This window comes from Streptomyces sp. NPDC002779, from assembly GCF_042888685.1.
In the GTDB taxonomy this organism is placed as follows: Bacteria; Actinomycetota; Actinomycetes; order Streptomycetales; family Streptomycetaceae; genus Streptomyces.
On record NZ_JBIAQC010000011.1, the window covers coordinates 171,054 to 183,010 of the forward strand.

Below are 11,957 nucleotides of genomic sequence, written 5' to 3' on the forward strand. Positions count from 1 at the left end.
ATGGACTTCGCCTGGACCGAGGAACAGAGGCAGGCGTACGACCGCACCCTGGCCGCCGTGCGCGAGGCGTTCCCCGCCAGTGACGGCACGGCCGAGTACTACGACCGCGGCGACTGGACGCAGCTCGGCAAGCTGGGCCTGCTGGGGCTCTCCGTGCCCGCCGAGTACGGCGGTGGCGGGCTCGGCGCCCTGGACACCGCACGTCAGGTGGAGGCCCTCGGCCGCGGCTGCGACCGCACCGGGCTGGTCTTCGGCGCCTCGGCGCACCTGTTCGCCTGCGCCATGCCGATCGTCGACTTCGGCAGCCCGGCCCTCAAGTCCCGGATCCTGCCCGGGATGTGCTCGGGCGAGCTGATCGCCGGCAACGCCATGACGGAGGACGAGGCGGGTTCCGACGTCTCCCGTCTCGCCACGGTCGGCGAACGCACCGACGGCGGTTGGATCCTCAACGGCGAGAAGAGCTTCGTCACCAACGGTCCGGCCGCGGACGTCTTCACGACGTACGCGACGACCGACCCCAAGGCGGGCTATCTCGGCGTCACCGGGTTCGTGGTGGAGCGCGGCGCTCCCGGTCTGACGATCGGGGAGCCCTTCGAGAAGATGGGCATGGCCCATGTCCCGGCCGGACGGCTGACGTTCGAGAACTGCTTCGTGCCCGACGAGCAGGTCCTCGGTGAGGAGGGCCAGGGCGGCTTCATCTTCCAGCACTCGATGGGCTGGGAGCGGTGCTGTCTGTTCGCCGGCTTCCTCGGCCTCGCGGACCATCTGCTGGACCGGGCCGTCGAGCACGCCCGCACCCGCCGGCAGTCGGGGCGCCGGATCTCCCAGTTCCAGGCCGTGTCGCACCGGATCGCGGACATGAAGCTGCGCACCGAGAGCGCCCGGCTGCTGCTGTACCGCGCCGCCTGGGAGATGGACCGCGGCGGCCCGGCCACCCTGTGGATCGCCCTGTCCAAGCTGGCGGTCTCCGAGAGTGTGGTCGCCACGGCGCTGGACGCCATCCGGCTCTTCGGCGGTCGCGGCTACCAGCGCGCCGAGGGCATCGAGGCCGCCCTGCGGGACGCGGTGCCCTCCGTCATCTTCTCCGGCACATCGGACATCCAGCGCGACATCATCTCCAGGGAGCTGGGACTATGAGCACCAACGTCAGCCTGCACCGCCTGCTGTACGACTCCGCCCGGCGCAACCCGTACGCCGTGGCGGTGCACGGGGCGGACGGCCCCGTCGACTACCGGACGCTGGACCGCCGCGCGGACCGGTATGCCGCGGCCCTGCTGGAGAGCGGGGTGGGCGTCGGCGACCGGGTGATCATCTGGAGCCACAAGAGCGTCGACGCGATCGCCGTGATGCAGGCCGCGTTGCGCATCGGCGCCCTGTACGTGCCGGTCACCGGCTCCAACCCGCCCGCCCGGGTGGCCCGGATCGCGGCCGGCTGCGAGCCGAAGCTGGTCGTGGCCGACGCGGGCGGGGTGGAGCGGGCCCGGTCCACGGAGTTCGACGCGGCACCGCTGGCCGGCTTCGAGGAGCTGTTCGGCCGGGCCGAGGACGGGGTGCGCCCGCCGCAGTTCCGCAACGAGCCGGACGACCCGGCGTACATCCTCTACACCTCGGGCTCCACCGGTGAGCCCAAGGGCGTGATGATCAGCCACCACAACGCGCTGGCCTTCGTGGACTGGGCGGTGGAGGAGCTCCAGCTCACCGTCTCCGACCGGCTGTCCAACCACGCGCCGTTCAACTTCGACCTCTCGGTCTTCGACCTGTACGGCGCCTTCGCCTCCGGCGCCTCGGTGCATCTGGTCCCCGAGGAGCTGGCCTACGCCCCGCTGCAGCTGGCCGAGTTCATGCGGCAGCGGCTGATCACCGTCTGGTACTCGGTGCCGTCCGCGATCAGCCTGATGATGCGGGAGGGCGGTCTGCTGGACGGGCCTCCCCCGTCGTCGCTGCGGGTCTGTCTGTTCGCCGGCGAGCCGTTCGCCATCCACCACGTCCAGGAGCTGCGCAAGGCCTGGCCCGGGGTGCGGCTGCTGAACTGGTACGGGCCGACCGAGACCAACGTCTGCACCTCCTACGAGGTCACCGAGGCCGACCTGAAGCGGGACACCCCGCTGCCGATCGGCACGGCCTGCTCCGGTGACACCGTCACCCTGGACGGCCCCGAGGGCGGTGAGGGCGAGGTCGTGGTGACCGGCCCGACGGTGATGCTCGGCTACTGGGGGCGCGGCCCCCACGAGGGCGCCTACCGCACCGGTGACATCGCCCGGCTCGGGGCGGACGGGAACCTGGAGTACGTCGGACGCCGCGACCACATGGTGAAGGTGCGCGGCAACCGGATCGAGCTGGGCGAGATCGAGGCGGCCATCGGCACCCTCGAGTCCGTCGCCGAGGTGACGGTCCTGGTGATCGGCACCGGCCTCACGTCCCAACTGCACGCGGTCGTCGTCCCCTCGCCGGGACAGCGGCCCTCCCTGCTCGCCATCAAACGCCGCTGTGCGGAAAGGTTGCCCACCTATATGAACATCGATCGTTTGCACATCGCCGAGGATCTGCCGAGGACACCCAACGGCAAGCTGCACCGGGCCGCGCTCGTCACGGCCGTAGAGGCGGGTGAGCTGTGATGCAGACCGCCATGCCCACGATGGCCTCGTCCGTCGACATCCAGCTGTTCCGTACCGTCATGGCGTCGCTGGCCAGCGGCGTCTCCATCGTGACCACCCTGGACAAGGAGGACGAGCCGCGCGGTCTGACCTGCTCCGCGGTGTGCAGCGTCTCCGTGGACCCGCCGCTGGTGCTGGCGAGCGTCAGCAACCGCAGCGGCACGCTGCGCGCGGTGCTGGACCGGGCCCAGTTCTCGGTCAACATCCTGGGCTCGCAGGGCCAGATGGCCTCGCAGCTGTTCGCCTCCGGCGCGACCGACAAGTTCGAGCGTGTCCGCTGGACCCCGGGTCCGGCCACCGGCACTCCCCTGCTGGCGGTCAACGTGGGCCACGCGGAGTGCGAACTGCACGACGCGGTGGAGGCCGGCGACCACACCCTCCTGATAGGCCGGGTGGTGGGCGGCGGCACGGCGGAGGACCGCTTCCCGCTGACCTACTGGCGCGGTGCCTACGCCCGCCTCCTGCCCAACGCGGGCTGATCAGCCCCCGCCCGGCCTCCCCCCGAAGCCCGCCACCGACTCGGTGGCGGGCTTCGGGGTGCACGCCCCGGCACCCGGTGCCGGACTGCCCCGTACGCCGGCACGCCGCCCCCTTGGTGAGGGAGCGGCGTGCCGGGTCGGGATCGGTCGGGTCAGCGGGATGCCGCCGACGTCACCGAGGTCACGTTGTCGCGGGTCAGCAGCCGGCGGAAGTCCGCGGGGGCCGCGGTCTTGACCCACCAGAGCATCCTCAGGCGCTTGGGGATCGTGAAGTGGTAGACCTTGGCCGCCGGGTCACCGAAGGCGTACAGCGGGGGGATGAACTTCTCCCGGCGCAGGTCGGCGAAAATGCTGTCCGCCACCGGGGCCGGGGAGACCTCGCCGTCGCCGACGCGTTCGATGGCCCGCAGCGAGCGGTCGATGACGCCCCGCAGGCCCTCGGGCACATGGAACCAGATGCCGCCCAGCTCGAACCGCTCCACCGGCGTCCAGTCCCGGCCGCCGGCGCTCGACTCGCAGTCCAGCCGGGCCCGCTTGAGCGACAGGTCCGCGAGGATCTGCCACAGCAGCCACACCCGGGAGAAGGCGTTGAACAGCTCGAAGTCCCGGCTCGCGATGCGCGCGCAGCGCAGCCAGCGGTCGTTGAAGGTGTTCAGGTCGTCCTGGAAGGCCGCCACCCGGGCGAACGGCGCCGTGCCGAAGTCGTCGCGCCGCACGGCCGGGACGAGGGCGCTCGCCAGGGCGTGCACCACTTCCGTGGCCATCGTGACGTCCCGGGACAGGAACAGGTCGTTGCGCGCGGCCGTCCGCTCCAGCGCGAACCAGCGGTCCCCGTACGTCCGCGAGGCCGTCCGCTGCCACAGGGGGGCCGTGGTCCACGGCCGGACCGCGGTGGCGTCGGTGAACTGCTTCTCCAGGTCGGGGAACTGCTCGACGACCGTCCGGAACGCCTTCTCGGGGTCCTCCGGCAGATGCGCCCAGCGCTCGGGGTCGAGGCTAAGCGTGACGCCGGTGGCCGGGTTGGCGCCCTGGGCGTGGTTGTCGAACCGGACGAGCTGGACCCAGCCGCCGTCGAACAGATGGTGGACGGTGCCCTCGGACCAGGCGGTGGCCTTCGGGTAGTCCGCGGTGGGCCGCACGTCCTCGTACGGCGTCACCCCGGTCATGTGGGTGGCGATGACCCGTGAGCGCAGTCCGAGCCGCGGCTCGGGGTCGTCGCCGCCGTTCTTGGCGACCAGGAAGGAGCCGGGACCGCTGACGTCGACCAGGTAGCGGGCCTTCCAGACATGCCCGTCGGTGGTCTCGATCCGCGCCCCGTCGTCCTCGGTCCACGCGTCGGTCGCCTGCACCCCGTGCGAGAGCACCGCGGCGCCGTACCGGTGCGCGATGCGCTGGGTGTACGCGTCGACCGTGCGCCGCTCCAGATGCCACTCGGCGTGCTCGCCGGGCACGTTGAACTGGACGCTCTCCTCGGGGTTCTGCCGCCGGCCGGGCCGGTGGTAGAGGAAGCCGAGGCTCTTCTTGACGCCGCTGTCCCGCCGTACCTCCGCGGGCAGGTCCGGGAAGAGCCCGAACGCGGCGATCTCCGGGATGTCGAAACGCTTGGCCAGCAGCAGGAACACCTCGGCCGTGTAGGGCACGGTGGTCTCGCCGGAGGGCTCGCTGCGGTCCTCGGCGCTCGGCACCACCAGCACCCGTACACCCTGGCGGGCCAGCACCGCGGCGAGCAGGCCGCCCGCCATGGTGCCGCCCAGGACGGCCACGTCGTACCTCTCCCGGGGATCCGCGGGAGGAGCCGCGCGCTCGCCGGCGGGGGCGGTTCGGTTGATCTTCATGGGTTCAACTCCCCTCATTCGCTCCCTGGACGCGCGTGGGCGCCGGTCCCACCGGGACCGGCGCCGAACGCGTCATCAGAAGATGCGCTTGCCGCGCAGCTTCGCCTTGACGGCCTCCCGCCCGTTGCCCGTCATCATCCGCTTGACGACCGGGTCGGCCTCGGTGTGCAGCCAGCGCGCGGTCTTCAGGATCGTCTTGGGCCCGGGGATCATGAAGCGCAGCTTGCGCTCCGAGAAGCCGAAGTTCTTCGGCACGAAGTTCACGGTCTCAAGCTGCTCGTAGATCGTGTCCGCGGCCTCGCGCGCGGTGGTCCGGCCGGCCTCGTAGTCGAGCACCTGGTTGATCATGAGGTCGTACAGTTCCTTGAAGCCGTCGTGGTCCGGCCAGTACAGGCCGAGGTGCGGGGCCTTCTCCAGGTCCTTGAAGTGCTGCTCGCTGCCGTCCTTGAAGTACTTGAACAGGCCCTCGGAGAGCCGGTAGGTACCGGCGTTGGCGCCCCAGGCCCACATCCGGTAGACGGCCGTCCACAGGTCGTAGTCGCTCCAGGAGATGAAGGAGGCGTTGACCAGCGAGTCGTTGTAGTCGAACAGGCCCTGCTGCATCTTGTCGACGTAGTCGAAGCGCTCGCGGGAATAGTCGCCGTCCTTGACGGCCTCCAGCAGCCGCCAGGTGAGGCTGTTGATGGCCTCGGCGGTGTTGGACAGACCGCGCGAGTACAGCGGGTCGAGGAAGCCGGCCGCGTGCGACAGCAGGAACCAGCGGTCGCCCGCGCACTGCCGCGAGGAGTACTGGAGCCGGTCGGTGGAGACCCAGTTGCGCACCGCGCGGGCGCCCTCGTACTGGCGGGCGATGTCCGGGAAGCGCTCGGCGTAGGAGAAGAACTCCTCCTCCGGCGTCATGTCCGCGGACTTGGGGTACTTGCGCGGGTCGAGGGTGAGGCCGACGCTGCACAGCGGGTTGCGGGACATCTCGTGGTTGTCGAAGCCGATCACCCAGAACCAGCCGCGCTCGAACATGTGGTGCACCGTGCCCTGGTACCAGGGCGAGGGCGGGGTGTCCGCGGCGCTGCGGTGGGTGAACAGGTCGTCCGTCTTGCGGACGTTGGTCATGTGGTTCCACATGGACCGGGAGTGGTGGGCGAACCGGCAGGGGTCCTCGCGTAGGTTGAACTTGTCCGCGAGCGGCGAGCGGTAACCACTGGCGTCGACGACGTACTTGGCGCGGTACTGCTCGCCCTCGGCCGTGCTGAGCGTGACCCCGCTGTCGTCGAAGTCGACGTCGGCGACCCGGAAGTTCTGCCGGGAGTCGGCGCCGTACTTCAGGGCCACATGGAACATGTACGCGTCGGTGTCCTGGCGGTACAGGTGGCTCGCCTCGTGCAGCAGGCCCGGGGTGCCGAACTGGTTGACCTCCTGCGGGTCCTGGTCCTGGCCCTCGTGGTGCAGCAGGAAGCTGAAGTGCTTCTTCACACCGAACTTGGGGCCGAGCAGCTTGGTGCTGTTGGTGAAGGTGGCCAGCGTCTTGATCTCCGGCACGTCGTAGCGCTCGGCGATGGTGCGCAGGCACACCAGGGTGTACGGGATGGTCGACTCGCCGATGGCGAAGCGCGGGTGGGCCGCGGCGTCCAGGAGCAGGACCTTGACGCCGTTGCGGGCCAGCACGGCGGCGAGCATGGAGCCGGCGATGCCGGACCCCAGGATCGCCACGTCGTAGACCGGCGCCGGGCCACTGACCAGGGCGGGACTGTCGGACACGGGGAACTCCTCTGGCTTGTCGGGCTGCTGGTCTTCGGGATCCGGTTCGGGTGCGGTCACTCGGGCTCGGGCACCCGGAAGGCCCGTCCGATCACCGGCCAGCCCGCGGCCATGTGCTTGAGCTCCTCGGCGAGCTGGAACTCGTCGCGGTCGAAGCGCTTCTTCATGAAGAGCGTGAGCCCTTCCCAGGTCAGGTCACCGATCTCCTTGGGGGCCTTGGTCCGCGCCCAGCGCAGCGTCTTCGCCAGCTTGAGCGGGTTCACCTCGGTCCAGTGGACGTCGGGGTCGTCCAGGCCGAACACCGGCGGAATGAAGTCGGCCTTGCCGAGCAGCCCCATGATGTGGTCGGAGGCTTCCCGGTGCTCGCGGCGGCCGTTCTGGACGTCCTGGATCGTCTCGCTCATGGCCTTGAGCAGCTCGCGCGCCGGCGCGTAGTCGGGGATGGCCCCGTTGGGCGCCTGGCGCTCCAGGCGTTCCAGGACCTTCGGGTCGTGGTTCTCCAGGAAGCGGGCGTAGCCGCGGTTGATCTCGAAGGTGGCCAGCGCCTGGCTGAGCACCCAGGAGCGGTAGTAGGCGTTCCAGAGGAACCAGCTCTTGGTGCCGGTGTAGGCGTTGGCGACCAGGTCGTCGTTGAAGTCGAGCAGGCCCTGCTCCAGCTCCTGGACGTACTCGAACCGCTCGACGGCGAAGTCGTCCTCCTTGATGGCGTCCAGCAGGCGCCAGGTCAGGGCGTGGATGATCTCCATGGTGTTGGACAGGCCGCGCGAGAAGAGCGCGTCCACGAACCCGGCCGCGTGCGAGGTCAGGCACCAGCGGTAGCCGACGGTCTGCTTGGAGGAGTACTGCAGCCGGTCGGTGCGCACCCAGTCCCGGACCGTGATGGCGTCCGCGAACTGCGGTGCGATGTCGGGGTACTTGGCGATGAAGTTGCGGAACTCCTCCTCGGGGGAGCAGTCCGGCGTCGGGTGGATCCGCGGGTCGAGGTTGAGGCCCACGCTGCACAGCGGGTTGGTGGCGCGCGGGTGGTTGTCGAAGGGGATGACCCACATCCAGCCACCCTCGAACATGTGGTGCAGGGTGCCCTGGCTCCACGGGCTCGGGTTCTTGTGGCTGCCCTTGGGGACGGTGTCCTCCCAGGGCTTCACATTGATCATGTGGGTGAACAGCGAGCGCGACTGGTGGCGCAGCCGACTGGGCTCCTCGCGCAGGCCGAACTTCTCAGCCAGCGGGGAGCGGTGTCCGCTCGCGTCGACGACGAACTTCACCCGCACCGGGTCCCCGGCCGTCGGTATGACGGTCACGCCGTCGTCGTCGAACTCCGCGTCGACGATCTTCGTCTGCTGGCGGACGTCGGCGCCGTACTTGATGGCCACGGCCAGCATCCAGGCGTCGACGTCCTGGCGGAAGAAGTGGTTCTCGGTGTGGGTGATCTTCGGGATCGGGAACATGCTGGTTTCCAGCGGGTTCTGCCGGGCGCCCTCGCGGTGGTAGAGGAAGCCGAAGTTGCGCTTCACACCGCAGTTGGTGGAGATCTTCGACTGCACGGACTCGAAGGTGGTGAGCCACTTGATCTCGGGCACGTCATAGCGCTCGCTGACGAGGCGCATCAGCATCGAGGTGTACGGGATGGTCGACTCGCCGACGGCGAAACGGGGGTGGGTGCCCGCGTCGAGGACGAGCACCTTGGCGCCGTTGCGGGCGAGGCAGGCGGCCAGTGTGGTACCCGCCAGACCCGACCCCAGGATGGCCACATCGTACTGCGGCGACGTGGGGTGCTTCGAGCGAGTCGGCATGAGCCTCTCCTTGGTCGATCCGGGCATCCGTTTCGGGCAAGTTAGGGCCACCGACTCAAGCCCCACTCAGCCACCGCTCAGGGCCCCTGGGCATCGGCCCGGCGGCGTCCGCGGGGTGCCGCCGCCGCGGCCGGGCGGCGGCACCCCGAAACGGGTCTCAGTGCCTGGTCAGCCTTGGATCCAGCGGAAATAGGCGTTGGTCAGTTCGTGCCGGGCGCGCGTACGCGAACCCGCCCAGACGCAGTAGCCGTCGGGGCGGATCAGGACGACTTCGACTCCTCGCCACGGCCCGGGACCCGCGACGATTCGGCCATTGAGGCGCAGGAGATTGCGGTCCGTCTCGGGGACCGAGGGCAGCAGCGGCCCGCCGGTACCGCCGTCGACGAGGACGAACCCGCCGTGGCGCAGCGCCTCGTGGAGCCGGAGCGGGGCGCCGTGCCCGCTGATCTCCAGGTCGGGGACCCGGGTGCCGGCCAGCGGCGACGCCCCGACGGCGGCGGCCATCGACGGGTACCGCGTGGCGATGCCGGACAGATGTCCGACCGCGAGCTGGTGGGCCGGCCGGACCCGGCTGGCCACGGACATCACGGCCTTGCGGGCGATCCGCTCGGGCAGCCGGTCGGAGGTCATCATGCGGGTGGCCAGGTCCGTCACCTTGATCACGCCCTGGGACACCCGGCGCCGCTCGAGCGCGTAGGTGTCCAGCAGGTCGTCGGCGGCCCGCCCGTTGACCACGGCGCCCAGCTTCCAGCCGAGGTTCATGGCGTCCTGGATACCGAGGTTGAGCCCCTGTCCGCCGAGCGGGGAGTGGACGTGGGCGGCGTCACCGGCGATGAGCATGCGCCCCTTGCGGTAGAACGACGCCTGCCGCTCCTGGATGTGGAAGCGCGAGGTCCACAGCGGCTCGCTGGGCCGCATGTCCTTGCCGAACAGCTTGGCCAGGGTCTGGTCGACCTCCTGGAGCGTGACGGGCTCGTCCGACCAGGGCTTCTCCCGGTCGATCACGCCCATGCGGTACCAGCCGTTGCCGAAGTCGGTCGCCACCACCAGCCCGGCCCGGCCGACCCGGATCAGCAGCTGGTCGTCGAGCGGGGTGCCCAGCTTCACATCGGCGACGATGATCGTGTACGGGTAGGTCGCGCCGGTGAACTCGGCGCCCATGGCCTCCCGCACCCGGCTGCGCGAGCCGTCGCAGCCGACCAGCCAGGAGGCGCTCTCCTCCCATACCCGGCCGTCCTGCTCCAGCGTGCAGCGGACGACGGTGCCTTCTTGCCGGCAGTCGGTCAGGGCGACCCCGCGGTCCACGACCACCCCGAGCTCCGTGGCGCGCTTCTCCAGGATCTCCTCGGTCTCCCCTTGCGGGATGATGGTCAACTGGCCGTAGTCCGTGGCGAGTCGGCCCATGTCGAAGAGGGAGCCGCCGAGGGACACCCTCACCTGCGGAATCGGATTGGCGCGGGCCAGCACCTCATCGGCGACCCCGCGCATGTTGAGGACCTCCATGGTCCGTCCGTGGAGTCCGAGGGCCCGGGACTCCCGGGTGCGGTCTTCCCGCCGTTCGACGACCCGGCAGCGCACGCCGGCCATGGCGAGTTCACCCGCCAGCATCAGACCGGTGGGGCCCGCGCCGGCGACGATCACGTCGAATGCGGTGGTCTTCTCGTCCAAAGCAATGACCTTTCTCGACCGTTCTCCGAGCACTGCCTCGCATCATGCGACCGGCCGGCGGACCGGTCGGCGGGACGCGCGGTCCCGCCGACCGTGGCCGAGCCCGTGGAGGGGCTCAGAAGATTCGTTTGCCTTTCACGAAGTGCTTGATCGCCTCGACGGCGGTGCCCACCATGTACGGCCGCATGTCCGCGGGCGCCTTGGTGCGGGACCAGAGCAGCATCTTGCGCAGCCGTGCCGGGTTCGGGTCGATGAACCGGACGTCGCGCTGGGCGATCTGCAGGGACGGCGGGATCCAGTCCGCCTGGCGCATCTTGGCGAACAGCTGGTCGGCCGCGTCCTGGGAACTCATCTCACCGGCTTCGACGGCCTCGCAGAAGTCGGCCATCTCGTCGAAGATCTGCCGGTACTCCGGCTTGTCCGGCCACCACAGACCGGGGTTCGGCACGTCCTCCATGCCCCGCCAGATGTCCGGGTCGTGCTGCCGGCGTGCCTTGAGGTCCTCGTGGATGACGCGGAAGGCACCGGGCAGGGAGCCGTAGCTCCAGATCCGGAAGACCGCGTTCCACAGGTCGTAGTCGGAGAAGCTGATGAAGGCCGAGTTGACCAGGCGGTCGTTGAAGTGGAGCAGGTTCTGCTCCAGCTGCTCGACGTAGGCGAACTGGGCCGGGTCGAAGTCGTCCCGCTTCAGCGCCTTGATCAGCCGCCAGGCCAGCACGTTGAGGATCTCGGCCGTGTTGGACAGCCCGCGGGAGAACAGCGGGTCGACGAAGCCCGCCGCGTGCGGCAGCAGGACCCAGCGCTCGCCGACGACCTGCTTCGAGGAGTACTGCAGCCGCCCGGTGCTGACCCAGGGACGGACGCTGCGCGCCCTGGCCAGCTGCCGCTTCACCAGCGGGAACCGGTCGACGTGGTGCCAGAACTCCTCCTCGGCCGTCATGTCGCTGGGCTTGGGGTAGCGACGCGGGTCGAGCTGGAGGCCGACGCTGCACAGCGGGTTGGTGCTCTTCGGGTGGTTGTCGAACGGGATGATCCAGAACCAGCCGCGGTCGAACATGTGGTGCATCGTGCCCTCGTGCCAGGGCCGCGGCGGCACGTCGTCCGGGCCCATGCGGACATGGTCGTCGACCCGGTCCACGTTGAGCATGTGGGTGAAGATCGACCGGGCGTGGTGCTTGAGCCGGGTCGGCTCCTCCCGCAGGCCCAGCTGCTCCGCGAGCGGGGAACGGAAGCCGCTGCCGTCGACGACGAAGCGGGCCCGGTGGGTGGTGCCGTCCACGCCGATGACCGTGACGCCGCTCTCGTCGAAGTCCACCTTCTCGACACGGTAGTTCTGCCGCGCCTGGCAGCCGTACTTCAGCGCCACGTGGAACAGGTACTGGTCGATGTCCTGGCGGAAGTAGTGGCTGGCCAGGTGCAGGACCTTCGGCAGCCGGAACTGGTTGATCTCCCGCGGGTCCGGCTCCTCGCCGTCCCGGTGGATCATGAAGCCGAAGTGCCGCTTCAGCCCGGAGGTCGTGCTGATGTACTGATTGCACTCCTCCAGGCTGCCGAGGTGACCGATCTCGGGCACGCCGTAGCGGTGGGCGAGCATCCGCAGGTGGACCAGTGTGTAGCCGACGGTCGACTCACCGATCGCGAACCGCGGGTGGGACCCGGCATCCAGGAGCAGGACCTTGTTTCCGGCCTTGGCAAGGATCGCGCCAAGGACGGAGCCGGCTAAGCCCGTGCCCAGGATGACGACATCGTAGGTGTCGCTCGACTGCTTCATTT

Annotated in this window: 8 protein-coding genes; 3 read left to right on the top strand and 5 right to left on the bottom strand. The window is 69.8% G+C overall.

The features are described 5' to 3' along the window. Genes ACFYW5_RS28610 through ACFYW5_RS28620 form a run of 3 tightly spaced genes read left to right on the top strand, consistent with a single transcriptional unit; the run spans position 1 to position 3,133 of the window. On the top strand, positions 1-1,137 hold the full coding sequence (locus ACFYW5_RS28610; protein ID WP_389420088.1) for an acyl-CoA dehydrogenase family protein: 1,137 nt from the start codon (positions 1-3) through the stop codon (positions 1,135-1,137). Next, complete coding sequence (locus tag ACFYW5_RS28615; protein ID WP_389419971.1) at positions 1,134-2,615, top strand: amino acid adenylation domain-containing protein; 1,482 nt, start codon at positions 1,134-1,136, stop codon at positions 2,613-2,615. The genes ACFYW5_RS28610 and ACFYW5_RS28615 overlap by 4 nt, the downstream gene beginning before the upstream one ends. Then, positions 2,615-3,133, top strand: coding sequence for a flavin reductase family protein (locus ACFYW5_RS28620; RefSeq protein ID WP_389419972.1), 519 nt, complete (start codon positions 2,615-2,617; stop codon positions 3,131-3,133). Before ACFYW5_RS28615 ends, ACFYW5_RS28620 begins: the two co-directional genes overlap by 1 nt. A 152-nt stretch (positions 3,134-3,285) precedes the next feature. Here ACFYW5_RS28620 and ACFYW5_RS28625 read toward each other — a convergent pair whose 3' ends face one another. The 5 genes from ACFYW5_RS28625 to ACFYW5_RS28645 form a co-directional block, all read right to left on the bottom strand. After that, the gene (locus ACFYW5_RS28625) at positions 3,286-4,968 is read right to left on the bottom strand and encodes a hypothetical protein (RefSeq protein WP_389419973.1); all 1,683 of its coding nucleotides are present in this window, start codon (positions 4,966-4,968) and stop codon (positions 3,286-3,288) included. A gap of 75 nt (positions 4,969-5,043) precedes the next feature. Further along, a complete protein-coding gene (locus ACFYW5_RS28630) occupies positions 5,044-6,723 on the bottom strand; it encodes an NAD(P)/FAD-dependent oxidoreductase (protein ID WP_389419974.1) in 1,680 nt (559 codons plus the stop codon). Between the two features lie 56 nt (positions 6,724-6,779). Next, complete coding sequence (locus tag ACFYW5_RS28635; protein ID WP_389419975.1) at positions 6,780-8,516, bottom strand: NAD(P)/FAD-dependent oxidoreductase; 1,737 nt, start codon at positions 8,514-8,516, stop codon at positions 6,780-6,782. Positions 8,517-8,684: 168 nt separating this feature from the next. Beyond that, positions 8,685-10,184 (bottom strand): FAD-dependent monooxygenase, encoded by a 1,500-nt coding sequence (locus ACFYW5_RS28640; protein WP_389419976.1) that lies wholly within the window; start codon positions 10,182-10,184, stop codon positions 8,685-8,687. 115 nt (positions 10,185-10,299) lie between these two features. After that, a complete protein-coding gene (locus ACFYW5_RS28645) occupies positions 10,300-11,955 on the bottom strand; it encodes an NAD(P)/FAD-dependent oxidoreductase (protein WP_389419977.1) in 1,656 nt (551 codons plus the stop codon). Positions 11,956-11,957 lie beyond the last annotated feature (2 nt).